The following is a 26,717-nucleotide window of genomic DNA, read 5'->3' as shown; positions in this document are numbered from 1 at the left end:
CTCAATAACTTAATAACTAACGAACTGATAAACTGTATAAATCCTTTACCAGGTTATTACTATAAATTTTGTTCCTAAACTTAGCAACCCATCGGATCCCAAACAACGCATTGGTTAAAAACACTTCATTGGCTGTTTCCAACTCCTCTGGGGTACAAATTTTTTCATGCACCGTATAACCGGCCTTTGGCAGTTCGGTCAATAGATGTTGCCGCATTACACCAGCCACACCGCCTTCAGACAGCGGGGGGGTATATATATTGTTCTGATGCACCCGGAACACATTGGCAATGGTGCCATCACAAATGCGATTGTGGGCATTCAACACCAGGCAGTCGTTCAACTGGTGTTGCCGGGCATATTGGGCTGCTATTACATAAGGCAGGTAGTTGTTCGATTTAAGATTGGCAAGTTGGTCACTGCTTTTTTGAATACCCGGACAAACATCAATGGTTAAGCCGGTTTCATTGAACATCAGGTATTCATTGGCCAGCGGTTCCGCCTGAATAATGATAGACGCAAAAGGGTCGTCGGTGGCAAACAGGGTACCATTGCCCCGCACGACGGTGAGGCGTACCCGTGCAGCGCCGTTGATGTTATTGCGGTTGCACAACTCCAAAATAGCCTGGCTTATATAATCAGGGGTGTAGGTTTCAGGTAATTGCATATTCAACACGACCAGGCCCCGGTTCAACCGTTCCAGGTGCAAAGGGAACAGCAGCATTTGCTGGTTTACCACTTTAATGGTTTCAAAAAGGCCGTCGCCAAACCGCAATCCCCTGTTGTTGGCGGAAATGATGGGCGTTGTAGCCGGTATTACTTCACCATTATAAAACAACCAGTTGTTCATGGGGTGAAGTTCTGGAAAGAATACAAAAGGACAAAAAGTCATTCAGGTATGCGGGCGGTTAGTTTGTGGATTGGCAAACACCTGACAGGGGTTTAGCAGGGAGGTAACAGGGACAAGGTCCGGGTCAGGTCCCTGGTTGGTCCCTGTCAGGTCCCTGTGATGTCCTTGTTAGGTGATCTAAAAAATGGCATTCCACTGGTACGGAGGATAGCGATAAGGGCAAAAAAAATCCGCCCCGATTGCTCGGAGCGGACTTTACAGACATTTTGACTGATGTGACTGTCTTAGTTCATTTCTTTAAAGGGAGGATCACACGTTCTGGTCAATGATACCGTTTTTTACCGCGTACATAACCAGTCCGGCCATTGACTTGGCGCCGGTTTTGGTTTTTAGTTTGTCGCGGATAGCTTCAACGGTACGGGGGCTGATTTCAACAATATCAGCAATTTCCTTGGTCGTTTTCTCTTCACACATGAGCTTCAAAACCCGAATCTCTTTTTCGGAAAGATTTACGTCCTGGGGGCCGGCTACATCTGTGCGTTTGGTACGCAAGCCAGTGAGCAAGGCCTTGTTGGTAAGCTCATTAAAAAAGAATTCCTGTTCGAAGCAGGTTTTAATGGCCTGGTAAATGGTTTCTGAATCAGAGTTCTTGGTGAGGTAAGAGTTAGCTCCGATTTCCATGAGCTTACTGATCATTGAATGATCGTTGTGCATGGAAAGAATGATAACTTTTGCTTCTGGCCGAAGTTTGCGAATCTCAGGCAGGGTTTGGATGCCATCCATAATAGGCATCTGAATGTCCAACAAAATGATGTCTGGTTCAATGTGTCTGAGCAGGTTTAAGAGTTGCATGCCATTATCGGCTTCGGCAATTAACTCTACATCCCTTTTAGCAGCGAGGGCTGTTCGAACGCCGGCCCTGAAAAGGGCATGGTCGTCTGCGATAGCTACTTTAATAACGCCTTCGGTGTCAGGTTTTTTCATGCGGGTTGTATTGTTTTTAATAAGATAAGGGATCCTAAAAGCGTCTGATTACACGACGCTCAAATTCGGCCCCAAAGTCTTAAATTTTCGTGACAAATACTATAGCATTTTTACGAAATTATATTATTTCGGATAATACTTATAAACATTTTGAAAGGGAACATTACTAGGGGTAGGTAGTTATCATACCTCGTGAGTATGTGAATATTACTAGTTTTGGAAGTAAAAACCGAATAAATAAAATAGGGCATTATTGCTCTTTTCCACATTCTTGTCAACACCTATTTTTGGGTACAAGTTGATTGACGAGGATTGGCAACCTCGTAACGTCCAGAGTCCTTAGAATTCAACCGTCCAAAAGTCATTTCCAATATCCAGTAAAACCGGTGAAATCCAATGTCAATCAACTTCTTTTTCGCCTTTTACTTTTTAGTCAATATACTGTCCCTGTTAAAACACGTACATCCATTCCCGACATTCTCGTACCCAAGAAAACAGCGTACCCACATCAATTCCTGGGAAAGGCCTGGCTGTTTTGGCTCGTATTAATCCCTAGCTTATGGAATCTGTTTCAGAGCGCCATTGTTCAATAACCTTATGTTCCCTCTGAAAGTATTTAAACGTTGTTGGTTAGAGCTGTGTGTAAATTTCTTATGCCTGCTTTTTTTACGTGCATTTCGGTACGGCAATAAAAGGCAGGCATTTTTTTGCACCTTTTTTCTCATTTTGGGATAATGTGAATAAAGGCTGTTATTGAAAATAGAGGTTGGTTTGTGGCGGGAAGGGGTGTTCCAGGTTGCAGGTTACATGGAAGAAATCTAAACGTCCCCCTGCAACCTGAAACTTGTAACCTGGAACGGAACAACCAGAACCGGGAAGCTCTAAACTTTGAACAATAACCTAGGAGCCATTCAATTGCGCCTGCATTCTTTTTACCCTGTCTTCCAGTTTTTCCGAGGTGAGATTTTCCCGCATACTGTCTACTTTTATCGGAAAACAGAATGGGGTTAACTGCTGGGGAAATGTTATGATGATCGTTGATTGTTGTATTCTTTCCAACATATTACGCAACCGTACTTCTTCCATCTGCTGATCGAACACTTCCTGATAAGATTGCCTTAATAGTAAATTGCCAGGCTCATATTCTGAAAATACATTGAATAATAACGATGCAGACGATTGTAAATGTCTTGCTTTCTTTTGTTCACCGGGATAGCCCTGGAATATCAGTCCGCCAATAACTGCAATGTCGCGGAATTTTCGTTTTGCCATTTCTGTTGCATTCGCACTTCGTTGAATATCAGCCAGTAGATTTTGCGGGGTGAATAGTTCGTACACATTGGTATCATCAACCGGTATGGGTTGATCGCTCAACAGTTCAAACCCATAATCATTCATGGCAAAAGAAAATGTAATGGGCGTTATTTTACTGATGCGCCAGGCCAGGATGGCCGCCATGGCTTCATGCACCAGCCTCCCTTCGAACGGATATACAAAGAGGTGATAGCCGTCTTTCGTTTCTATATGTTCTATCAATAATTCATTAGCCCCCGGAACGTGGGAGAGGGTCTCTTGTAACCTGAATAGTGGTTCCAGTACTTGCAACTCGATGTCTGGTGAGTAGTGAGTGGTGAGTGGTGATTGGGCTTCCAAATTTCGAAGCTCGCGACTACCTGTTGATTTCCCTTTGCCCTTTGCTTCGCCCGCTGAATCCGCTGGCTGGCGGAGTAGTGTGGACCGCGATGAGGTTTCTGCCTTCTGCCCTCTGCCTTCTGCCTTTCTTCCATTGCCTTCCTGAATATCCCTTGCTTCCTCAAACTTCTCCCGCAGCTTCTTACCCAAATTGGCACTCAGCGGCATGCGGCCGCCCTGCCAGCTGGGGACTATCGATTTCTTTGCATTTGATTTTCGTACCAGTGCTGTCATATCCTTGATGGTTACCAGCTCCAGGTTACGTCCGGCCAGGGTAAACACATCGCCGGGTGATAGACGGGTAATAAACCATTCTTCAATTACGCCAATAAAGCCGCCACTTACGAACTTTACTTTCATCATAGACTCGCTAACAATGGTACCGATGTGCATACGGTGCCGCATGGCTATGCGCCTGTTGTTGATGCGGAACACACCATCGATAACTTCTACCTTTTTATATTCATCATATTGTTGTAATGCGTTGCCGCCCGAGGTGATAAATTCCAGAATGGCCATCCACTCGTTGTCGGTCATTTCGCGGTAACAATAAGTAGATCTGATCTCTTTCAAAAGCGGCTCGGGTAAAAAGCCATCTGAAATAGCGAGGGTGCTCAGGTACTGGATCAGCACATCGAAGCACAGCATCATGGGTTCTTTGCTTTCAATGAAGGTTTCTTCCACCGCATTTTTCAGGGCGGCGGCTTCCACCAGTTCCAGTGAATGGGTGGGCAGAAAATAGATCTTACTTACTTCGCCCGGACTGTGACCACTTCGACCGGCACGTTGTAAAAAGCGGGCAACACCTTTGGGCGAACCTACCTGTATAACGGTTTCTACAGGTCGAAAATCAACACCCAGGTCAAGACTGGCCGTGGCTACCACCGCTTTCAGGCGGCCGGCGTGCAGGGCTTCCTCTACCCAAATGCGCAATTCCTGTTCAATACTGCCATGGTGTAAGGCAATGGCACCCGCCAAATCGGGGGCTACGTTTAATAATGCCTGGTACCATTGTTCGCTCATGCCACGGGTATTGATGAAGATTAGCGTGGTGCGGCTGTTGTTTAATATAGGCAGTACTTTATGGATCAGTTTTAACCCCAGGTGACCTGCCCAGGGATATTTTTCAATTTCATCGGGGATGATGGATTCAATGACTACGTCTTTACGGATGTTGGCTTTAACGATCTCCCCCCAGCCCTCCCGACTCGTCGGGAGGGAGTTCCCGGCCTCCCCCCATTGGGAGGAGGGGGTATTATATACAGGTGACAGTAGCACATCCTTGGCTTGATCCAGATTGCCGATGGTGGCAGAGATGCCCCATACCTTCAGTTGTCCGTTCCTTAATGCTACCAGTCGTGAAACTGCGAGCTCTACCTGTACGCCCCGTTTGGAACCGATGAGTTCATGCCATTCATCCACGGCCATGGTTTGCAGGGTTTCAAATGTGGCGGGATAGCCTTTTTGTGCCAGTAACAGGTGCAGGCTTTCGGGTGTAATGATCAATACTTCGGGCATGCGGCGTTTTTGTCGCTGCCGTTCGTTGATGTCGGTATCGCCGTTGCGGATGCCTATTTTCCATTGCATCCCCAGCTCACTGACCACCTCTTCCATGGCCCGGCCAATATCTTTGGCCAGTGCCCGTAAGGGCGTGATCCACAACAGCTGTAATCCATTATTTGCTTTTGATTGCCAGTTATCCGGATGCAGGTTTATAAAATCTATCAGGGCGCCCAGGAACACAGAAAATGTTTTACCACAGCCTGTGGGCGCATTCACCAATCCGCTTTTACCATTTATTATATGCTGCCAGGTTTCTTCCTGGAAGGTAAACGGATGGTGGTTTTTATTTGCCAGCCAGTTAACGATCCTTGTATATCCGGTAGTAGTTTGAAGCCTCATATCACATGGGCATGCAGAAAGATGACCTTTTCCTGAATGCCTTTCCTTTGCGAAGTAATTTAGTAAATTTTTCGGAGCTCAAAGGAATTCCGATTTCATTGTTGTGGGCCAACCCACACCCCCTCCAACCTCTCCGCCAGCTGGCGGAGGATGCTTATTTCAATAATGCATTATTCCCTGAAATGGAAAATAATTCCTGTAAAGGGAAATATTGGGTAGCTGATACGGTTTTTCAAGAACCTGCTAAGGGTAATTCAGTAATAGGAGTACCAGATTATAAGTGTGATAAGTACAGGTATTTATGTAGTGGATAAAAATGTAAATTATGGATTGCGATCCCGTTTTTTATAAACTGGCCTGGGTTTGGCGTTTAAACACGCGCAACAAGATAACCCCTCGATCCGCATGAAACTTGATTCCCGTACCCGAGCCAATACCCGTTGGTTATTGGTAATACTGTGGGTGGTATTATCCACCCGGGCTATAAATGCCCAATGTCCGGCAGGCAGTACGCCGAATACACCGGGTACCTATGCCTTAGGTACTACCGTTTGTATCACTACCGCCGTTTCGGGTAACATTACGCTGAACAGCGGGGCTACCATGATAGTGATCAGTGGAGGGAATTATACAGGTAACCTGGATGCAAAAAAGGGTTCAGCTATAATTATTCAGAACGGTGGGATCTTTGCGCCCGGCAACGCCAATAATTTTGCCGCTACATTGACCAACAATGGTACGGTGAACGGAAATATTTCAGTTGATGACGGCGCTGCCATCACCAATAACGGCAGTTTTACCTGGGGCGCCAGCTGGAACCAGAACAAAACTATTACGGTGACAAATACCGCCTGTGGCCGTATGAGCTTTAGCCAGAACACCAATGTAAAAGCAAACGCCCAGATAATTAATAACGGCGTACTGAATTTTGCGCAGGGGCTTACTTCCGATAATGGCACCACTATCAATAACCGGGGAAGGATCACTTTCAGTGGTGACCTCAATATTGGTGGTACGTTTATCAACCAGAATAAAGCCATTATCAAAGGGAATAACAATACCATAAGCAGTAACAAAGTAGGTGATTCGCTGATCAACACCGGAACAATCACGGTTAGTAATACCAGCATAAAAACTTCCACACGCACCCGTAACGAAGGATTGCTCGTTGTTGAGGGCTCCTATACCATCAATGGAGAATCGTTCAAAATAAATAATAGTAATGCTTATGTACGGGTAGGAGGCTCTTTCAGCAATAATGGCCAGGTTCAGGGAAATGGCAGTTTGTATGTTGGTGGCGCTATTGGGAATAACCAAACTATAAGTGGAAATGGCCCCGCCGCCCCCCTTACTGTTAACAAAAATTCGGGTGAAATAAACGGTACGACCTTCGCCATAAACTATAACAACGCGCTGGTTTCAAAAGACACTACTAACTATACACCCACCATGGCAAACCCGGATGCGTGTGTGGTCCTGGATTTGGTAGTGGTTCCAACCCGGAATATAGTAGCCACACCAACCGGAGTGTTCCCTAATCCATTTAAAGATATTCTGCAAATAAGTATGCAACTGGAGAAAGCCGGAGTGATTCAGGTAGCGCTGTACAATTCAAGTGGTCAATTGGTAAGCAAGGTTCAACAGCAAGGTCTGTTGGGTAGGAATACCATTGTCATGTACAATTTGTCGGCGCTGCTACCCGGTATTTATCTGGTGCAAATAAAAACAGACAAACATACTTCGTTCGAGAAACTAATTAAATAGTGTTACACGAGGGTTATTTTGCACATCAGGGCTCCGCTTTTGCGGGGCCTTTTTTACAATAGGGAAGGGCAGAGGGCAGAAGGCTGAAGGCAGGGGCAGAGGGCAGAAGGCAGAGGGCAGAGAAAGAACAGCCAAAAGTGCCAGTACACGGAATTCGCCGTCGCGGTGACCGCAATAAAGTACTCAGGACCCAATAACCAATAACCCAAGAACTCAGAATTTTGAACTTAAAACTTTCAACATTAAACTTGTATTCAATTCCCTACAACGTCTTCAAATACTCCAACACCGCCTTCCTTTCCTTTTCCGTTAATCTATCTCCAAATGTATGTCCATAATTACCATAGCCGGGTTGATCGGTATTGTAAGTGTATTTGTCGAGCGCCTTGGATTCTTTTGTATACTTCCAGCCTAGTTTTTCATAATCATAAGTGGGTTGGTCAAAATCACGGCTCCAGTATTTAGGACGAAGATCACTGTTGAGCAATGCTTCCAACGTGGGCACTGAACCGTTATGCAGGTAGGGCGCCGTTACCCAGATGCCATCGAGCGGCGGCGCAATGTATCCCATAAATGGTTCCAGCCGGGCCGGGTGATCGCCTGTGGTAAACCAGCTTTTATTGAACCATTCAACAAACTGCGGACTGGAATAATTGTTCTTGTACAACAGGGAATCTGTTTGAATAACCGCTTCCGGTATCAACAGGTTGGGATATTTTTCATCATCGCCATAGGAACCATGACAGCCGCCGCATTTTTTATTAAAGATCTTTTCGCCTTCACCGGCCAGCGTATGATCAATAGTGCCGGGATATTTAGGTGGCTCCAGTGAATAGATATAGGCCAGCAGATCGGGCATGTGGGAATCTACTTCTGCTGATTCTGCTGTATCATTGACGGTGAGCAGGTTAGAGGCCATCAGGAAACGGCCAAAGTCGCCACGGCCAAATCCATTATAGAACATCGCATTCTTTTTCTTCAGCAACCACCATGGTGGTACATCGGATGGAATAACACCTTCGGGTATATTCAGCTGTGTTTCGGGGTTCCATTTAAAGGTAACAGGATCCCGGTGTGCTACCAGTACAGCTGCCAAACGGTCGGCGGTATTTACACCCCGTGTATTAACGATGAGGTAGGGGGTGATGGTTTCAGCTACATCCAGAAATGGTTTGGCCGCTTTGTACCGGTTGGGAGCGGTGAGCTTCAGCATGCTCTCCACCATTTTCAGGTTTTTTACATTCAGCTTTTCATTATGGGTGAAATCAATAAACGTGTTACCCAATCCCATCACCAACTGACCATCGAACACCTGGGCATGACATTGCATACAGTTGGGCGCCACCAGTACTTCGCCATTGGCAGCAGTAACGGTATTGTATTCATGTGAGATCTCTGCATTGTTACCCGTGCGTTGCAGGTAATTGGTTTTGCTTTTGCCAACGCCCATGAGCCAGGTCTTGAAAGGAATGCCTCCTTTTACATACTCTCCGGTTGTTAAATACTCATATCCTTTTTGCACATCGCCTCCAGTGCGTTGCGTGCTTGGCGGAATAGGAACGGGTTCATATTCGCCGGTAACCAACACACCTGTAAAGGCTACGCCACTGATCACAATGAGAAGTAGAACCATCCATTTAGTCATCTGTAGGAATTATTTCCCTAAGGTACGAAGGATGTCCACTCACCACTCACAATTTCATTTTCCATAAAGTTCCAACATTTGTTTGAGGTCCTCTAACGTGTTGATATCGTTTGGTAATTTATCCGTTCTCCAGCGGCTGATGCGGGGAAAACGAAGGGCAACGCCCGATTTGTGGCGGTTGCTGGCAGCTATTCCTTCAAAAGCTATTTCAAAAACCAGTTCGGGTTTTACGGTGCGGACCGGTCCAAATTTTTCGAGGGAGTTCTTTTTCACAAAGGAATCTACCTGGGCAAATTCTTTATCGGTTAATCCGGAGTATGCTTTTGTAAACGGAACCAGTTTGTCGCCATCTTTTACGGCGAACGTATAATCGGTGTACAGGTTGCTGCGGCGACCGGTGCCTTTTTGTGCATACACCATTACCGCGTCGATGGTTAGGGGATCTATTTTCCATTTCCACCAGTCGCCCCGTTTGCGGCCAACCTGGTAAGCCGATGATCTTCGTTTTAACATCAGGCCTTCGCTGTTGAGGCTGCGGCTTTGTTCGCGCGTGGTGGTCAATTCCTCCCAATTGTTGAAAGTAACTATAGGGGATAGTTGCAACCAGGGCAGTTGCAGGGAGGTGATCAGTGTTTCCAGGGCAGCCCGCCGTTCAGCTAACGCCCAATGCCGGATGTCTTCACCTTGTAATTCAAGCAGGTCATAGGCGAATAACCCAACCGGTGCTTCCTGTAAATTCTTTTTAGTGATGTTCTTGCGGCCGATGCGGGTTTGCAGTACGTTGAAGTTAAGTACCTGTCCTTCTTTGTAGGGTAGAATTTCACCGTCTAATACGGTGCCGTTTTCGAGTTTGCTTTGCAGGATGCTGTATTCGGGGAATTTATCAGTGATGAGGTCTTCGCCACGGCTCCATACAAACAGCTGGTCGTTGCGTTTTATGATTTGTCCGCGAATGCCATCCCATTTCCATTCGGCCTGCCAGTCGGAGGGTTCGCCAAGGTCCTGCAAGGGGCCTTCCAGCGCATAAGCCAGGTAGAAAGGGTAAGGCTTTGAATGATCGGTTTGGGTTGACTGCTCGCTTAACAACTGGTCAAAGGAGGTAGTGGCTGGGTCCCAATTACCGCTGATACGATGGGCAATAACACTGGGGTCCAACTGAACCGTGCGGGCCAGCGCATTCACCATTAATTTTTGCGATACACCTACTCTGAATGTTCCCGACAGTAACTTGTTGAACACAAACCGTTCACGGCTGTTCAGTTCCTGCCACGACTGCAGGATAAATGTTTTCTTTTCGGGTTCGGTAGCTTTCTCCAGTTGCTGGAATTGCTCTACGTAGTAGTGTAACGGATGGGCCTCCTCCCGACCCCCTCCGGTGGAGGGGGAGTTGGCCTCCTCGCGACTAAACCTCAGTTTGCCGCCTATTTCAGCCGGCGGAGAGAAGTCAGTATTATTTTTATCAGGTATAAGTAAAGCAATGGTCTCCGACAAATCACCCACGGTATGATAACATTCCTGGAAGAGCCAGATGGGCAGATCGACCAGTTCACAACACCATGCGGCCAGCTGCGTACCGCTAACGGTGCGGCGTGGCCGGCGGCCACTGAACAGGGCAATTACCCATACTTTATCTTTTTCATCGGCATGCGAAAAGTAGGTTGATAATGCCTGCAGCTTATCATTTGTTTTGGTGCTGGTACCAAGACTAAATATCAGTTGTGCAAATTCCCTCATTGTTCAATTGTTGGATCCTGGGATTGGGTTTCTTCCTCCTCATTCCCAAACTCCGTTTTTACTTCTGAGGCATCGATGCCAATTTCGTTCAGGTAGCGGCTGAAGACCGATTGAAAGCCATGCGTAATGTATATCTTTTGTGCGCCGGTGGCTTTTACTGCCTGTAATAAACCCTGCCAGTCGGCATGATCACTGAGGGCAAAACCTGCATCGGCATTTCTGCGGCGCTGATTGCCACGTACCTGCATCCAGCCACTACAGATGCCCGTGCTGTGGTTGGTAAAACGACGCATCCAGGCACTGCCATCTGCAGAAGGCGGTGCAATGACCACACTGCTTTTGAAAGCCTCTTTGGGTGTTTCCGGAGTGATCCGTTGTACGGCAGGTAGTTTAAAACCTGCCTGCAGCAACGTTTCATGCACATTCCAGATGGCGCCATGTACATAAATATTACCGGTTACTTCTTCCAGTGCCTGTAATATCCGTTGGGCTTTTCCCAGGCTGTAACCGATCAATACGGATGTTTTGCCGGCTACTTCATTACTGCGTACCCAGTTTTGTATGTCGTGATAAATTTCGTGTTGCGGTTTCCAGTTGTAAATGGGCAGGCCAAAGGTTGATTCCGAAATAAACGTATGGCAGGGAATAGGCTCAAAGACACCGCTGATGCCATCGGGTTCCGTTTTATAATCACCGCTTACTACCCAAACTTCGCCTTTGTGCTCAACACGAATCTGGGAAGAACCGATGATATGTCCGGCCGGATGAAGCGATACCTTCACTTCATTCAGGTAGACCGGTTCATTCCATTCAACAGTTTGATAATTGTAAGGACCCAGCCTTAATTTTAATAAGGGCAGGGTATCGCGGTGGCATAAGTACGACTGGCTGCCAGGCCGGGCATGATCGCTATGGGCATGGGTGATCACGGCTTTGTTAACCGGTTGCCAGGGGTCAATGTAGAATTGCCCTGCTTCGCAATACATGCCTTTGTCTGTAAATGAGATCAATGCCATGGAGACCGCTTTAGTTCTCGTATTAAAGTTACCTGTAAAAAAGATATGCCACACCTTTAATGATGTGGCATGTCCAATATCTTAGAACTCAGAACTAATAAACGGTCTTCACAACTCCATCAACTTTCTTTACGAAATATAATTTCTTGTTCTCAAAATAATCAAGTGTCATGGTGGCCCTGTTGATCACCGGCTGAATATCGAATTCGCCAAAGAGCATGTATTTTTTATCGCTCATGCTCGATCCCAGGTTTTTGCCATAGATGGTTAATAAATGGCCAAAATGATAAAGGCTTTCAAACCCACGGAAAACCATATCCGACGGACGGGAGTAATAGGTATTCTTGAAGTTCTCCAGCACGGTGGTGGCCAGTTTGTTAGTTGGGTTCACATAAAATGGCGTGCTGTACACTATTTCCAGGTTCTTGAATTGCGATTTTTCAAAATCGATCACATCCCAGTTAGGCATTCCGATTACCACATTGGGATCGCTGGCATTGCTCATTAATGCCAGTTGCTGGCAGAGTGTTTGGGCGAAGTTTACATCCAGGCTGGCGGCCAGACAAATATTTTTATTCTCACTGCTGATGTATGGCTGCAGTTTATCCTGGGTGAAGTTAGCATCGAGGGTAACGTACTTCATCTTCAGCTTTACCGCGGTAGTTTTTTCAAATTCGGTAAAGTAATTCTTTACCCGATCATCATCGCCCTTCTTCTTAAACACAATTATATCAGATAACGAATAATTCTTTTGCAGGAACCGGTAAATGCCAATGCAATGGGTGAGCAGGGTAGGGCTCAATATTACGTAATGCGGGTTGTTCTGGATGCCTGCATCGTTGGGATAGTTGGCATTGATAAAGGGAATATCCAGCGTAGCGGCTACGCTGGCCAGTTTTACTGCTTCATTGGCAGTGACCTGTCCAATGATGAGGTCCATTTCTTTAAATTCTTCACTGGCAAACAGGGAATCCATTTGCGGTTGCGGGGCCTTGATATCATATACATGAATATCCAGTTTAATACCTTCTTTTTGTAAGGAGTCGATGGCCAGTTCTGCGCCTTCCCAGAATTCTAACCCCGGGCTGGATTGTTTAGGGAAAGTTTTGGCATCGTACCGGTAATTACCGGTGATATCGAAGGCTGAGTCAAGAAACAATGGGGTGAATATGGCTATTTGCTGGCGTCCGGAATCGGTTTGCGGTGTTACTGTAGCTGGAACTGGTTGCAGTGGTTGCGCCGGTTGTGTTTGACCTGTTGTTGGCGGTGGTGTTGGTGTAATTTGAGCAACTACCGGTGCTACCCAGGCCATGGCAAGGCATGAAAATAATAATACGAACCATTTTTTCGTCATAGGGAATCTTTTATTGGCTAAGTATTGTAAAATCACTACTATTTTCATCCTCATATAACTCAAAGTTACCAGTTGCCGGTTACCGGTTTTCCCGGCACCCGGTAACTGGTAACCGGTAACAATGTTTTAGACGTTTACTCCCATTCTATCGTTGCAGGTGGTTTACTGCTGATGTCGTATACCACCCGGTTAATCCCTCTCACATTGTTGATGATATCAGTCGAAATATGTGCCAAAAATTCATAAGGGAGGTGAGCCCAGTCGGCGGTCATACCGTCTACCGATGTTACGGCTCGTAAAGCTACGGTGAATTCGTACGTTCTTTCATCACCCATAACTCCCACACTCTTAACCGGTAGTAAGATGGCGCCTGCCTGCCATACCTGGTCGTATAATTTATGTTCCTTCAATCCCTGTACATAACGGTGGTCGGCTTCCTGTAATAATTGCACCTTTTCGGGGGTGATTTCACCCAGGATGCGGATGGCCAAACCGGGACCGGGGAAAGGATGACGATTTAACAGTTCGCTGGGAATTCCCAGTTCTGCACCCACGCGGCGTACTTCATCTTTAAACAGGTAGCGTAAAGGTTCTACCAGTTCCAGGTGCATAATATCGGGTAGGCCGCCCACATTGTGGTGCGATTTGATGGTTACCGAAGGGCCATGCACCGATACGCTTTCGATCACATCGGGGTAAATGGTACCCTGGCCCAACAGCTCAACGCCTTCAAAAGCCTTGGCTTCCTGTTGAAATACTTCAATAAACAGGCGGCCGATGGTTTTACGTTTGGCTTCGGGGTCGGTTTTACCTGCCAGCTGATCGTAAAATAGTTGTTTGGCGTTTACGCCTTTTACGTTCAGGCCAATGGTTTTATAGGTTTCCAGTACCTGCTCAAATTCGTTTTTGCGCAGTACGCCATTGTCCACAAAAATGCCATACAGGTTTTTACCAATGGCCTTATGAATCAATGTTGCTGCAACGGTAGAGTCAACACCGCCGCTCAGGGCCATGATCACTTTACGGTCGCCGATCTGTTTTTTCAGGTCGTTTACCGTATCGGTGATAAAGTGGGCGGGTGTCCAGTCTTGCTTAACGCCGCAGATATTTACCAGGAAATTCTTGATCATTTTTTTCCCTTCCACCGAGTGGTATACTTCGGGGTGGAACTGCACACAGTACAGGGGATTGGTTTCACTGTTCTTTTTAAAGGCAGCGAAGGGGATGCCGTCGGTAGTGGCCAGCACGCTGAACCCGGTGGGCAATTGCAGTACAGAGTCGCTATGGCTCATCCAAACCTGCGATTGCTCCATAACATCTTTCAGCAACACGTCTTCGGTTTGTTTGTGCATCAGGGCACGACCGTATTCGCGTTTGTTGCTTTTGGCAACCTGTCCGCCGAATTGTTTGGCCGTTAACTGGGCACCATAGCAAACTCCTAAAACGGGCAGTTGCTGGTTCAGGGCTTTAACATCTACTTCCGGGGCATTGACGTCGTTCACGGAAAAAGGCGAACCCGACAGGATTATACCTCTCAGTGAAGGATCAAATTCAACTTTTTTGTGATAGGGAATTATTTCGCAATACACGTTGGCCTCCCGGACGGCCCTGGCAATCAATTGAGTATACTGACTGCCGAAATCGAGAATAAGAATCTTTTCCGTCATGGTGGTGCGAAGGTAAGAAAATACAGCTTAAAGGCAGAAGGCAGAGGGCAGAAGGCAGAGAGAAAAAAGGCGATGCTTATTTTAAGGAATCCCCTCCCGGGAACTTCTGGGAGGGGTAGGGGTGGGTTTGAACATCAAACTTTGAACTGGCATGCCGGATTACAATAAAACCTTATTCATCAGCCTATTACTGTAACATTTTGCTGCGAATTGCGTCAAATGCTATAAAAACCGGGTATATTGTAATACCTATTCAAACTAAACCTACATATATGAAAAAATGGGCCGCTCTGTTTGTATTGACTGCCGTTATTGGAACCAGTTGCCACTTTCCCGGCAAACGCATAAAAGGAAATGAACAGGTAACCACCGAAAACCGGCAGGTAAGTGGTTTTTCCGGCGTTACATCGCATGGCAATTTTAATGTGTATGTAGCTGTTGGCAGCCCGGCTTCCGTAAAAATTGAAGCAGAAAGCAACCTGCTGCCTTATATTGAAACCTATATCGATAATGATAATCTGCAGATCGATACCAGGGATGAAGTATGGCTTCGCCCAAACCGTACCATAAAAGTATATGTAACTGCTCCCCGGTTCAAACAAATACATTCTTACGGCTCCGGCGATATAGTTGGCCAAACCACCATTACAGATTCTTCCAAACTGGACCTGAAAGTAGCCGGGAATGGCCATGTTAACCTGCGTGTAGATGCGCCTGAGGTGGCAGCTGAATTAACCGGTAACGGCGGCATCGAATTAAAAGGCCAGTCTAAAAATTTTGACTGTAAACTAACCGGCAATGGCAATTTAAAGGCATACGACCTGATGGCGGAAGAAACCAAAGTGAAAATACTGGGCAATGGTGATGCAGAAGTATATGCCAGTGTAAAACTGGATGTGACTGTTACCGGAAATGGCAACCTGCATTACAAAGGAAATGCACAACCTTCTACGCATATTACCGGGAATGGCAGTATAAACCAGGTGAAATAATTCAAACACCAGTAACCAACCATATATGAAAAAGACAGCGCTTGTATTATCGATAGCATTGGTAGCATTGAGCTCCTGTTTCTGGCATGGTCACCGCATAAAGGGAAATGGCCATTTGACAACGGAGACAAAACAGTTCGGCGAGATCAAAGGCGTTGAACTGCATGCTTCTTTTGATGTATACCTTACTCAAGGCAGTCAGACCGGGGTAAAAATTGAAGCAGAGGACAATATCCTGCCTCATATTGTTATGAATATGGAAAATGATGTGCTGAATATTGAAACGGAAGATAACATCTGGCTACAGCCACGCAAGGGTGTAAGGATCTATGTTACTTCGCCTGTTTTTAACACCATTAAATCAAGTGGTTCTGGCAATATAAAATCCGAAACAAAGATCACCAGCGACAAACAACTCACCATTAGTGTTTCAGGAAGCAGTGATATTAATTTAGACGTAGATGCACCTGAAATTAATACCCATGTTTCCGGCAGCGGTGGTATTGAACTCACCGGTGAAACAAAGAAAATTTATGGGCAGGTGAGTGGTTCCGGCGATATAAAGGCAATGAAATTAATGGCTGAAGAAGCTGAGTTGAATGTGAGCGGAAGCGGTAATGTGCAGGTTTATTCCAGTGTAAAACTGCAGGCCAATGTTTCCGGCAGTGGCGATGTGCGGTATAAAGGCGCTGCGCAGGCAAGCACCAATATCTCCGGTAGCGGAAGCGTTAAAAAAGTCGATTAGTCAACTTTATAAATCAACATACTTCACTCTTATCCAGATATCTCTGTTCCTTCCTTTATCATCTGTACAGGAAATCTTCACCGGCCCTTCTTCGGGCATAAAGAACTGGCGGTTGTGCGCTTCATCTGCTTTGTAAAACTGGTTGTTGACATACCAGTACACCTTGTGCACATCATTCCCCACATTACACGACAGCTGCAACGGCTCCGGGTGTTTTTTGCTGATAAAATATTCCGTTCCGCTTCGCGGAGAAGTAATGGCAGGGCCACCATCCTTGAACACCCGCTCACAGGCAGGATTATGTTCCGGCATCTTTTCATATACAATATGGCGTTCGTCAAAATAGCGCTGCATATCGGGAGTTACCGTTCGGTACCATTTCTTTTTATAGCCGCCGGCCGGCTGACAGGTTTTGCAATACGAGATCTTTTCATTGGCCGAAATGGCTATCTCCTGCATGTTGTTACAAAGCTGGGTCGATGAAATAAGCGGAATAAAATAATCGCTAACCGTGTTTTCACAATGCTCGCCGGGTGGCATCCCGGTTTCTGAACATACTATGCGCATGTCGCAGTCGGTTGGCTGACTGAACCATTCCTGATCGCTGTCGTAGTCGATGGTGTTGAAGATCTTAAACAGCAGGGGCGTGGCAATATTGGCACCGCTTAATTCAGGAATACCCAGGGCCGAGAAGTTGCCCGTCCAGATACCTACGGTATATTTTTTATTATAACCAATACTCCAGGCATCGCGGCGGCCATATGAGGTGCCGGTTTTCCAGGCAATCTTGGGCATGTGTTCGGTGCTTTGCCAGTTAAGCGGAAAGTCGGGCCGGTTTACTTTCGACAGGATCTCATTGATCATAAACGTGGCGGCGGGCGTTAAGATCTTCTCCCCCTCACCGGGTTGATGAAATGCTTCCTGGGTATACCTGGGCGATACATATCGCCCATTGTTGGCAAAGATGGTGTACATACCCGTCAGTTCTTCGAGCGTTGCGCCGCACCCACCTAATATCAGGGAAAGACCGAGTTTGCGTTTGTCTTTTTTTACCTGTTGAAAATTGCAGACAGTCAGCTTGTCAATAAATGGTTCCAGGCCCAGCCCTTGCAGGCTTTTAACTGCTGGTATGTTCAGGGAATGTTCCAGTGCATACTCCATGGTAACATACCCATTGAATTGTTTGTCGTAGTTCTCGGGCGCATAGCCGCCATAGTTTACTGCCACATCGGTGATGATAGCTTTGGGCGTCATCAACCCCTCATCGATGCAAAGTCCATACAACAATGGTTTTAACGTACTGCCGGGCTGGCGGATGGCTTTGGCGCCGTTTACCTGTCCCGCATCGATGGTATCTGTAAAGTTGGCCGACCCTACATACGTGATCACATTGTGGGTCTGGTTATCGATGATGATCACGGCTGCATTGCGGATGTTTTTAAGGGTGAGAATGCGGGCGTAATCTGCTACCAGTTTTTCGGTCTTTAACTGGGTATTCTGTTCAATATTGGTTTTAATGATATCGCCACCCTGTTGTTTCAGCTTCCAGGCCAGGTGCGGGATCAGCTGGGGAACAGTGCCCCGGATTGCATTGAGTGGTTCGCTTAATGCATCGGCAATTTCTTTTTGGGTGAACACATTGTCCTTGGCAAATCGTTGCAGCCAGCGGTTACGTTCCTGCACAATGCGGTCATTGTGTTTGCCCATTACCAACGACGATGGGCGGTTGGGGATAATAGAAAGGGCGGTGATCTCGGCCAGTGACAGGTGATCGGGGTTCTTTTTAAAATAAAGAATAGCAGCCGACTTCACCCCTTCAATGTTACCACCATAGGGAACCAGATTCAGGTATAATTGCAAAATCTCGTTCTTGCTGTACTTATGTTCCAGCTGTAGTGCCCGGAACATTTCAACTATCTTATTAAAATAGGTCCTGCCTTTGGGTTCCAGTGCGCGGGCCACCTGCATGGTAATGGTAGAGGCGCCGGAAGTACGCTTCCAGCGAAAGATGTTTTTGACAAATGCACGGCCAACGGCCAGCGCATTAATGCCCGGATGCCGGTAAAAATATTTGTCTTCTTTTTCGATAATAGTTTTTCGCAACAACGGCGAGATCTCTTCCAGCTCGGTTTTCATCCGCCACTTTTCATCTTTGGTTAGAAAAGCATGCAATACCTCCCCTTTGCTATCAGTAATTATAGTTGAATATTCGATGCGATCAGGCAACGGGAATACCCAGTTAAGTGAGAAGAAAAGAATAAGTGCAATAAAAATAGAAAGCAATAATCGTTTACTCCATTTGAATGCTACCTGGGCATAACGATGGCGGGGACGCCAGGTTATTATACGATTAATAAATTGCGGTATGGTTTTTCTTTTTGGGGTTTTCATGTGTGTGTTGGGGGGCTTCGTCAAGCCTTCCTCCGTAGTTTCCTTGCTAATTTCCGGTTTTCTTTCTATCAACAAAAGGAACAGTATAATATTTATATTCCTTTTTGTATTTTAACGCCTTCAACCCGCTCCGGATTGTTTACCGGGACTGGGTTGGACCTAACCACGCTAATACTTTTAACCCTATATGCGTAAGCAATTGATCGCCCTGATTACAATAGGCGTTTTTGTGCTATCAATAATAGCCGCCTGTAATCGTAGCGCAGTTTCCCTTAGCTATACCAATGCCAAAGGTGAGGTACAATCACTTGGTAACCTGGTATTCCGCTTTGATAAATCCCTTGTTCCTGATTCGTTGTTGAACAACTGGGATTCTACTGAGTATATTTCTTTTGAACCAAAGATTGCCGGTCGTTTTCGTTGGGAACATCCCGATGAGTTGGTATTCTCGCCTGCACAACCACTATCGCCTGCTACCAGTTATACGGCGAAACTGAGTGGCGATCTGCTTGACCATAGCAAATATGGCAAGCTCGAAAAAGGCGAGGCAATCAGTTTTTACACGCCCTATCTGAACCTGGACAATACCAACGTAACCTGGATGCTGCCCGATCAGCATTCTACTTCGGCGTATCCACAGGTTGATCTGTATTTTAACTATGCTATCAGTCCGGCTGCTATTAAGGATAAAATGATCCTTGAAGTAGGTGGCAAGCCGTTGAAATATAGCATTATCACAGAAGGTCCCGACAGCCGCATTTCACTCCGCGTATCGGGATTGAAGCTGGAGGATAAAGACCTGGAAGCTAAAGTGACTTTTGAAAAAGGACTGGTACCCGATGGCGGTGTCAATGGTACTAAGGAACCATTGGAGAATAAAGTGTTCATTCCTTCTCCTTATAATCTTACCGTGAATGATGTACGTGCCGAACACGATGGATTAACCGGAACGGTATATGTGCGTACCAGTCAGCAGGTAGTAATGGAAAACCTGGCGAGCCTCATTCGTTTTGAACCGGCGGTAAAGTTTTCGGTTCAACAATCGGAAGATGGATTTTCAATAAGCAGTGAGAATTTTGATGCCGATAAAAGTTATGTACTGAATATCAACAAAGGGGTACGTGGCCGTATTGGTGGTGTATTGCGAGAACAGTATAGTAATAATGTGGTGTTTGGGGAGTTGGAACCTTCGTTGAGTTTTGGAAACAGCAAAGCGGTATACCTGAGCGCACTGGGCAACCAGAATATAGAAGTACGCATTACCAATGTGCCAAAGGTGAAAGTGATCATTTCAAAGATCTACGAAAGCAACCTGCTGGCAGCGCAACGCTATGGATATAATCCGAAAGATTCAAGAGGGGATGGCGAAGGAGAAGACGGAGAATATTATGGCGGTGATTATAACGACAACAGCGATCTGTCGCTGGGCGATGTGATCTATGAACAGGAGATCGACGCACGCTCGCTGCCTAAATATGGCAACAGCCGGTTGTTCACGTTTAATGTGGAAGACCGCCTGCCCGATTTCAAAGGCATTTATCACATCAAACTGCGGTCAGCTACTGATTACTGGGTGAGCGATAGCCGGTTCATTTCAAAATCAGACCTGGGTTTAATTGCCCGTGAAGGAAATGATAAACTGTTTGTATTTGCCAACTCCATAAAAACGGCGCAACCGGTAAACGGAATGAACGTAGTGGTGTATGGCAACAATAACCAGGTGCTGGGTACCGGTGCTACCAATGCAGATGGCGTGGCCGAAGTAGCGTTCTCCCGTAAAGAGTTTGCCGGTTTTAAACCTGCCATGATCATTGCCAAAACAGCCAATGATTTCAACTACCTGCCGTTCAGCAGTACCCGGGTTAATACCTCCCGGTTCGACGTAGGTGGCAAACACAGCAACAGTACCGGGCTGGATGCCTTTGTATATGCCGAGCGCGATATTTACCGTCCGGGCGAAAAAGTGAATTTCTCTGTTATCCTGCGCGATCGCCAATGGAAATCACCCGGTGAACTGCCGGTAAAAATGAAGTTCCTGCTGCCCAATGGTAAAGAGTTAAAGAACTTCCGCAAAACACTGAATGCACAAGGGGCTACCGATGGGGATGTAGACATTTCCGAATCGGCCATCACCGGTAGTTATACGCTGGAAGTATATACGTCGAACGACGTACTGCTGGCCAGCAAGAATTTCAGTATAGAAGAGTTCGTACCCGATCGCATTAAAGTAAGCGCCAAACTGGATAAGCCTTTCCTGGAACCAGGACAAAGCACCCGCCTGGCCATCAATGCCGCAAACTTTTTCGGACCGCCAGCCGCCAATCGTAATTACGAGGCGGAGATCCAGGTAAGCTCCATCAATTTCAACCCCAAGAAATACGAAACGTTTAATTTCAGTATAGAAAACCAGGGCCTGTCGTTCGATAAAGTAGTGAAAGAAGGCAGCACCGATGAAAACGGTAATGCCAGTGAATTGTACGAAGCGCCAGCTTTGTTTGCCAACAAAGGATTGTTAAAGGCTACTTTCTATGCCACTGTGTTTGATGAAACAGGTCGGCCGGTAAGCCGCAGCGCCACCGCCAATATTTATACACAGAAGATGTTCTTTGGTATCGGCAGCGATGGTTACTGGTATTATCCACTGAACCAGATGGTGAAGTTTCCCATTATTGCACTGGATAAAGACGAGCATGTATTGAACGGTGCGCGCGCCCAGGTAAAAGTGATCAAACATGAATACCGTACCGTGATCTCAAAAAGCGGTGACTACTTCAGGTATGAATCACAGAAGGATGATAGGGTAGTTGCTGAACAAACTGTTTCCATCAGCGGCGAAAGCAGCACGTATTCATTTGTGCCCCGGTCACCCGGTAATTACGAATTGCAGGTGGCTGTCCCCGGGTCAGCAAGTTATGTAAGCAAAACATTCTACAGTTATGGTTTCTGGGGTGGAGAAAACACTTCATTCGAAGTAAACACTGAAGGTAATATCGATATTGAAGCGGATAAATCTTCTTACGAAGCCGGTGAAAATGCCAAGCTGTTGTTTAAAACACCGTTCAGCGGCCGCATGCTGGTAACATTGGAGACTGATAAAGTGGTTTCTTACCAATATGTAAATGTAGATAACAGAACAGCTTCGGTTGATCTGAAGATGACCGCAGAGCATTTGCCAAACGTATATGTGACCGCCACGCTTATTAAACCACATGATGTAAGTGAGATCCCATTAACAGTAGCGCATGGGTACAAGAGTTTGAGAGTTGAAGAGAAGAGCCGCAAAATAAATGTAGAGATCGTAGCGCAAAAATCGGTTCGTTCCCGTACGCACCAGAAGGTTACCGTAAAAGCAGCGCCCAACAGTTTTGTTACGCTGGCTGCGGTAGACAATGGCGTGTTACAGATAACAGGTTTTGAAACGCCCGATCCATACAACCACTTCTATGCCGCCAAAGCATTGGAGGTAAACGGGTATGATCTGTATCCGCTGTTGTTCCCCGAATTGAAAGCCACGTTAAGCAGTACGGGTGGTGACGGTGAATTGGATATGACCAAACGCACCAACCCCATGCCGGCCAAACGGTTCAAGATCGTTTCTTACTGGAGCGGTTCAACCAAAACCGGCGGCAGCGGGGAAGCGGAGTTTGAATTCGATATTCCCCAGTTCAGCGGTGAAGTACGGTTGATGGCCGTAGCGTATAAAGATGAAAGTTTTGGTAGTAACGAAACAGCTATGACCGTAGCCGACCCATTGGTGTTGAGTACGGCCTTGCCCAGGTTCCTGAGTCCGGGCGATACCGTAACCGTACCGGTTACCATTACCAACACCACAAAAGGATCTACTTCAGCAACAGCTACATTGAATGTAAGCGGTCCGCTGAATGTACTGGGCGATAAACAGCAATCTGTTTCACTCAACAGCAACAGCGAAGGCCAGGCCATCTTCCAGGTGGTTGCCGCGCCTGCCGTGAGTGTAGGTAAAATAAAGGTGGAAGTACAGGGACTGGGTGAGAAGTTTACCGATGAAACCGAGATCAGTGTTCGGCCTGCTTCACCTTTGCAGGTGGTAACAGGCAGTGGTTCACTTTCCGGTGGCAATGCACAGCACCTCAATATTCCGCTGAATGATTTTATGCCCAATAGCACCGATTACCAGCTGGTAATAAGCCGCAGTCCGGCTTTGGAGCTGGGTAAACAATTGCGTTACCTGGTTTCATACCCGTATGGTTGTACCGAGCAAACCGTATCAACCGCCTTCCCGCAATTGTACATCGGCGATCTGGCCGATCAGTTGCGTACGAATGCAGTAGGTAAATCTGCCGCCAACTATAATGTACTGGAGGCCATTCGTAAGATCAAATTACGCCAGCTGTACAACGGCGCAGTTACTTTGTGGGATGGAGAAGGTACGGAAGACTGGTGGGCTACCATTTATGCCGCACACTTCCTGCTGGAAGCTCAAAAAGCCGGGTTTGAAGTGGATAAGAATGTATTGAATGGCATCCTTAACTACATGAACAACCGCCTGAAGAACAGGGAAACCATTTTGTACTATTATAACAGAGACCAGAAAAAGAAGATCGCGCCCAAAGAAGTGGCGTACAGTTTATATGTACTGGCGCTGGCAGGTAAACCAAACGTGAGCGCGATGAACTATTATAAGGCCAACGCCATGTTGTTAAGCCTTGATTGTAAATACCTGTTGAGTGTGGCCTATGCGGTAGCTGGCGATAAAGCGAAGTTTAAAGAGCTGTTGCCTTCTTCATTCGCCGGCGAGGTATCGGTGGCACAAACCGGTGGCAGCTATTACTCCGACATTCGCGATGAGTCAATTGCACTGAATGCTTTAGTGGATGCCGATCCTGCCAATGCGCAGATCCCGGTGATGGCTAAACACGTAGCTGATAAATTGAAACAACGCTACTGGTACAGTACACAGGAATGTTCGTTCAGCTTCCTGGCCCTGGGTAAAATGGCCCGTGCTGCCAGCAAGGCTACCATCAGCGCCGATGTAAAAGTAAATGGCAAAACAGTAGGCAGTGTGAGTACGAGTCCGCTGAAATTATCGGCCAAACAACTTGGTGGCACCAATATAGACATTGCATCTAAAGGGGAAGGCCGGTTGTATTATTTCTGGCAAAGCGAAGGCATCAGCGTAAGCGGTTCTTATAAAGAAGAAGACAGTTACCTCAAAGTACGTCGTCGCTTCTTTGACCGGTATGGCCGGGCGGTTGATGGCAACACGTTCAATCAAAACGACCTGGTGATAGTGCAGATCACGCTGGAGAAAAGCTACAGCGGTGATGTTGACAACATCGCGATCAGCGACATGATACCAGCCGGGTTTGAAATTGAGAACCCACGTACCAAGGAAATTCCCGGTATGGAGTGGATCAAGGATGCCGCCACCCCTACAGCACTGGATGTGCGGGATGATCGCATTAATTTGTTTGATAATTTAAGCGGCAGCCGCAAAACGTATTATTATGCCGTACGCGCGGTATCGCCTGGTAACTATAAAATGGGTCCTGTAAGCGCCGAAGCCATGTATAATGGTGAATACCATTCTTACAATGGCGGCGGAGTGATAAGGGTGATCAAAAAGTAGGCGAGAAGACGAAAGAAATAATGCGTGCCACGGTTCTAAACCGTGGCACGCTTGTTTTTAGCCGGATTTCCCGATATTTGTTTATACCCATACTACAAAATGTCAGCGCCGTTACTACAAATAAATAACCTGCAGGTAGATTTTGTTACAGAGATCGGGACCACCATGGCCGTAAAGGATATCTCTATTACCGTGAACCGGGGTGAAATTGTAGCTATTGTAGGCGAATCGGGTTCTGGCAAATCGGTTACTTCATTATCCATATTACAGTTATTACCCAAGCCACCGGCCCGGTATACCAATGGAGAAATTCTGTTTTCTGCAGGGTCAGGAGAACCGGTAAATCTGTTAACGCAAACGCCTGAACAGATGCGTACCATTCGCGGTAACCAGATTGCCATGATCTTTCAGGAGCCCATGACTTCCCTGAACCCGGTTTTTACCTGTGGCCACCAGGTGCAGGAAGCGCTGCGGTTGCATTTGAAGATCGGCAAAAAGGAAGCCCGGCAAAAAACGATCGATCTGTTTAAACGGGTAAAACTGCCTAACCCCGAACAATTGTTCCGGCGTTACCCGCACCAGTTAAGCGGCGGACAAAAACAGCGGGTGATGATCGCCATGGCCATGAGTTGTGAACCTGCACTGCTCATCTGTGACGAACCCACCACTGCCCTGGATGTGACGGTGCAAAAGACCATTCTGCAACTGATAAAAGAATTGCAGCAAACCCAGCAGATGGGGGTTATTTTTATTACGCACGACCTGGGCGTGGTAGCAGAAGTGGCCGACCGGGCAGTAGTGATGTACCGTGGTGAAATTGTAGAGAGCGGCCCCGTAGCCAGTATTTTCAGCCATCCCAATCATCCCTATACAAAAGGCTTGCTGGCCTGCCGGCCGGTACTGCATCCTAAAGGGGAACGGTTGCCCATTGTAAGTGATTTTCTGGAGCATGACCGTCCGTTTGAAGCAGCCCGTTATACCCAGGTTGCTGAACCACCGGTTGAAATAAAAGGACCCGATACCACGGTAAAACAACCTTTTATACAGGTGTCGCGGTTGAACGTTTGGTTCCCTTCCAAAAAAAATCTGCTTGGCAAACCTCTTGATTATGTAAAGGCCATCGATAATATCCGCTTTGAGATTTACAAAGGTGAAACGCTCGGGCTTGTGGGTGAGTCCGGATGTGGCAAAACTACGCTGGGCAGAACCCTGCTGGGGCTTATTCAACCTACTTCCGGTTCGGTACGGTATGATGGAACGGACCTGGCAAAGGTGGATGCGCAAACCATGAAGGAAATGCGAAAAGACATCCAGATCATTTTTCAGGACCCTTATTCTTCCCTGAACCCGCGGTTAACCATAGGGGCGGCGATTGCTGAACCATTGAAAGTACATAACATTATTGCCTCCAGCGCCCAACGGAAAGACCGGGTAGTGGAACTGCTGGAGAAGGTAAATCTGAAAGCAGAACATTTTCACCGGTACCCGCATGAATTTTCCGGTGGTCAGCGGCAACGTATTGTAATTGCCCGGGCACTGGCCCTGAATCCTTCCTTTATTGTTTGTGATGAATCGGTGTCTGCCCTTGATGTGAGCGTACAGGCGCAGGTGTTAAATCTGTTGAATGACCTGAAAGCAGAAATGGGTTTTACCATTGTTTTTATCTCGCACGATCTGTCGGTAGTACGGTACATCAGCGACCGTATTATGGTAATGAACAAGGGAAAGATCGAGGAGATTGGCGAAGCGGAACAAGTATATTTTCATCCGCAGAAAGAATATACGAGACAATTGATAGCTTCTATTCCCAAGGGAATTTAAAGAATAACTACAAACAACTATCCCGTAACATTTTCATATATACTTCTCCTTTTTCCCGGGCAAATTGAATATTCCGTTCCGGAATTTCATCGGCATTGCCATAGAATTGAATGGCTTTGGCCACTTGTTCTTCCCTTAATAAATGCAGCATGGGGTATAAAGACCGGTTGGTATAGTTGGCGGCATCGTCTGGTGCACTGCCTTCGAACTGGTATTGGGGATGAAAGGTTGCCAGCTGGTAAACGCCTTCATACCCTTTTTGCTGTAGCAGCGTTTCGGCGAAGGAAATAAATTGCAGATAGGTGTCAAATTCCCTGAAGTAATCAGGGAAGATCAGCAGGGTAGTGGCAATGGATTTGTCTTTGTCCAGCCGCTTGCATTCTTTCAATAAAGCATTGCGGGCATCGGTGCGGGTTACACCATGTTCCACCTGGTAATGGATGGTATTGTTTTTAAACTCCCGGTTCGCGAATGGGCAAAAGTTCAGGCCAATAACAACCGACTGGATCCATTTCTTTGTTTGCGCTACGATTTGCTGATCATCTACCATGG

The 26,717-nt window shown here is 46.6% G+C and carries 16 protein-coding genes; 6 read left to right on the top strand and 10 right to left on the bottom strand.

Features of this window, described 5'->3' with window-relative positions; translation table 11 throughout:
• Positions 1–16: 16 nt before the first annotated feature.
• The 3 genes from BMX95_RS28005 to BMX95_RS27995 all read right to left on the bottom strand — a co-directional run bounded on the left by BMX95_RS28005 (position 17) and on the right by BMX95_RS27995 (position 5,428).
• The gene (locus BMX95_RS28005) at positions 17–850 is read right to left on the bottom strand and encodes an aminotransferase class IV (RefSeq protein WP_165758849.1); all 834 of its coding nucleotides are present in this window, start codon (positions 848–850) and stop codon (positions 17–19) included.
• 309 nt (positions 851–1,159) lie between these two features.
• Entirely contained in the window at positions 1,160–1,834 is a 675-nt protein-coding gene (locus BMX95_RS28000; RefSeq protein ID WP_081198527.1) for a response regulator transcription factor, read from the bottom strand.
• Between the two features lie 900 nt (positions 1,835–2,734).
• Positions 2,735–5,428, bottom strand: coding sequence for a ligase-associated DNA damage response DEXH box helicase (locus tag BMX95_RS27995; protein ID WP_081198528.1), 2,694 nt, complete (start codon positions 5,426–5,428; stop codon positions 2,735–2,737).
• Positions 5,429–5,439: 11 nt separating this feature from the next.
• Here BMX95_RS27995 and BMX95_RS27990 point away from each other — a divergent pair, with 11 nt between their 5' ends.
• Positions 5,440–5,742, top strand: coding sequence for a hypothetical protein (locus tag BMX95_RS27990; RefSeq protein ID WP_133053877.1), 303 nt, complete (start codon positions 5,440–5,442; stop codon positions 5,740–5,742).
• A gap of 91 nt (positions 5,743–5,833) precedes the next feature.
• Positions 5,834–7,192, top strand: coding sequence for a T9SS type A sorting domain-containing protein (locus tag BMX95_RS27985; protein ID WP_081198530.1), 1,359 nt, complete (start codon positions 5,834–5,836; stop codon positions 7,190–7,192).
• Positions 7,193–7,454: 262 nt separating this feature from the next.
• Here the strand turns inward: BMX95_RS27985 and BMX95_RS27980 are convergent, their stop codons facing one another.
• The 5 genes from BMX95_RS27980 to guaA all read right to left on the bottom strand — a co-directional run bounded on the left by BMX95_RS27980 (position 7,455) and on the right by guaA (position 14,608).
• Positions 7,455–8,837: a c-type cytochrome gene (locus BMX95_RS27980; RefSeq protein ID WP_081198531.1), complete on the bottom strand. Its 1,383-nt coding sequence runs from the start codon at positions 8,835–8,837 to the stop codon at positions 7,455–7,457.
• A 54-nt stretch (positions 8,838–8,891) separates the two neighbouring features.
• Positions 8,892–10,571 (bottom strand): ATP-dependent DNA ligase, encoded by a 1,680-nt coding sequence (locus tag BMX95_RS27975; RefSeq protein ID WP_081198532.1) that lies wholly within the window; start codon positions 10,569–10,571, stop codon positions 8,892–8,894.
• Positions 10,568–11,587 (bottom strand): ligase-associated DNA damage response exonuclease, encoded by a 1,020-nt coding sequence (locus BMX95_RS27970; RefSeq protein WP_081198533.1) that lies wholly within the window; start codon positions 11,585–11,587, stop codon positions 10,568–10,570. The genes BMX95_RS27975 and BMX95_RS27970 overlap by 4 nt, the downstream gene beginning before the upstream one ends.
• A gap of 94 nt (positions 11,588–11,681) precedes the next feature.
• Positions 11,682–12,941: a type 1 periplasmic-binding domain-containing protein gene (locus BMX95_RS27965; RefSeq protein WP_081198534.1), complete on the bottom strand. Its 1,260-nt coding sequence runs from the start codon at positions 12,939–12,941 to the stop codon at positions 11,682–11,684.
• A 134-nt stretch (positions 12,942–13,075) separates the two neighbouring features.
• On the bottom strand, positions 13,076–14,608 hold the full coding sequence (guaA, locus tag BMX95_RS27960; RefSeq protein WP_081198535.1) for a glutamine-hydrolyzing GMP synthase: 1,533 nt from the start codon (positions 14,606–14,608) through the stop codon (positions 13,076–13,078).
• 272 nt (positions 14,609–14,880) lie between these two features.
• Between guaA and BMX95_RS27955 the strand changes: the two genes are divergently transcribed.
• Both BMX95_RS27955 and BMX95_RS27950 read left to right on the top strand, forming a co-directional pair.
• On the top strand, positions 14,881–15,600 hold the full coding sequence (locus BMX95_RS27955) for a head GIN domain-containing protein (RefSeq protein ID WP_081198536.1): 720 nt from the start codon (positions 14,881–14,883) through the stop codon (positions 15,598–15,600).
• A 25-nt stretch (positions 15,601–15,625) separates the two neighbouring features.
• Positions 15,626–16,345, top strand: coding sequence for a head GIN domain-containing protein (locus BMX95_RS27950; RefSeq protein WP_081198537.1), 720 nt, complete (start codon positions 15,626–15,628; stop codon positions 16,343–16,345).
• A gap of 6 nt (positions 16,346–16,351) precedes the next feature.
• Here BMX95_RS27950 and pbpC read toward each other — a convergent pair whose 3' ends face one another.
• Positions 16,352–18,736, bottom strand: coding sequence for a penicillin-binding protein 1C (gene pbpC, locus BMX95_RS27945; RefSeq protein ID WP_081198538.1), 2,385 nt, complete (start codon positions 18,734–18,736; stop codon positions 16,352–16,354).
• A gap of 187 nt (positions 18,737–18,923) precedes the next feature.
• On the opposite strand from pbpC, the gene BMX95_RS27940 reads away from it, so the two are divergent.
• Positions 18,924–24,344 carry an alpha-2-macroglobulin family protein gene (locus BMX95_RS27940; protein ID WP_081198539.1) on the top strand — a complete coding sequence of 1,807 codons (5,421 nt, stop codon included), beginning with the start codon at positions 18,924–18,926 and terminating at the stop codon, positions 24,342–24,344.
• A gap of 99 nt (positions 24,345–24,443) precedes the next feature.
• The gene (locus BMX95_RS27935) at positions 24,444–26,165 is read left to right on the top strand and encodes an ABC transporter ATP-binding protein (protein ID WP_081198540.1); all 1,722 of its coding nucleotides are present in this window, start codon (positions 24,444–24,446) and stop codon (positions 26,163–26,165) included.
• A gap of 7 nt (positions 26,166–26,172) precedes the next feature.
• On the opposite strand, the gene BMX95_RS27930 is transcribed toward BMX95_RS27935, so the two are convergent.
• Positions 26,173–26,715: a DUF1415 domain-containing protein gene (locus BMX95_RS27930; protein WP_081198541.1), complete on the bottom strand. Its 543-nt coding sequence runs from the start codon at positions 26,713–26,715 to the stop codon at positions 26,173–26,175.
• Between the last annotated feature and the right edge of the window lie 2 nt (positions 26,716–26,717).

It is taken from the genome of Niastella yeongjuensis, from assembly GCF_900110245.1.
Lineage (GTDB): Bacteria > Bacteroidota > Bacteroidia > Chitinophagales > Chitinophagaceae > Niastella > Niastella yeongjuensis.
This window is presented reverse-complemented; position numbering and strand designations above follow the sequence as displayed.

Bases quoted from the DNA above. Each gene is read 5' to 3' on its own strand.
- BMX95_RS28005 (WP_165758849.1), bottom strand. From the start codon at position 850: ATGAACAACTGGTTGTTTTATAATGGTGAAGTAATACCGGCTACAACG.
- BMX95_RS28000 (WP_081198527.1), bottom strand. From the start codon at position 1,834: ATGAAAAAACCTGACACCGAAGGCGTTATTAAAGTAGCTATCGCAGAC.
- BMX95_RS27995 (WP_081198528.1), bottom strand. From the start codon at position 5,428: ATGAGGCTTCAAACTACTACCGGATATACAAGGATCGTTAACTGGCTG.
- BMX95_RS27990 (WP_133053877.1), top strand. From the start codon at position 5,440: ATGCAGAAAGATGACCTTTTCCTGAATGCCTTTCCTTTGCGAAGTAAT.
- BMX95_RS27985 (WP_081198530.1), top strand. From the start codon at position 5,834: ATGAAACTTGATTCCCGTACCCGAGCCAATACCCGTTGGTTATTGGTA.
- BMX95_RS27980 (WP_081198531.1), bottom strand. From the start codon at position 8,837: ATGACTAAATGGATGGTTCTACTTCTCATTGTGATCAGTGGCGTAGCC.
- BMX95_RS27975 (WP_081198532.1), bottom strand. From the start codon at position 10,571: ATGAGGGAATTTGCACAACTGATATTTAGTCTTGGTACCAGCACCAAA.
- BMX95_RS27970 (WP_081198533.1), bottom strand. From the start codon at position 11,587: ATGGCATTGATCTCATTTACAGACAAAGGCATGTATTGCGAAGCAGGG.
- BMX95_RS27965 (WP_081198534.1), bottom strand. From the start codon at position 12,941: ATGACGAAAAAATGGTTCGTATTATTATTTTCATGCCTTGCCATGGCC.
- guaA (WP_081198535.1), bottom strand. From the start codon at position 14,608: ATGACGGAAAAGATTCTTATTCTCGATTTCGGCAGTCAGTATACTCAA.
- BMX95_RS27955 (WP_081198536.1), top strand. From the start codon at position 14,881: ATGAAAAAATGGGCCGCTCTGTTTGTATTGACTGCCGTTATTGGAACC.
- BMX95_RS27950 (WP_081198537.1), top strand. From the start codon at position 15,626: ATGAAAAAGACAGCGCTTGTATTATCGATAGCATTGGTAGCATTGAGC.
- pbpC (WP_081198538.1), bottom strand. From the start codon at position 18,736: ATGAAAACCCCAAAAAGAAAAACCATACCGCAATTTATTAATCGTATA.
- BMX95_RS27940 (WP_081198539.1), top strand. From the start codon at position 18,924: ATGCGTAAGCAATTGATCGCCCTGATTACAATAGGCGTTTTTGTGCTA.
- BMX95_RS27935 (WP_081198540.1), top strand. From the start codon at position 24,444: ATGTCAGCGCCGTTACTACAAATAAATAACCTGCAGGTAGATTTTGTT.
- BMX95_RS27930 (WP_081198541.1), bottom strand. From the start codon at position 26,715: ATGGTAGATGATCAGCAAATCGTAGCGCAAACAAAGAAATGGATCCAG.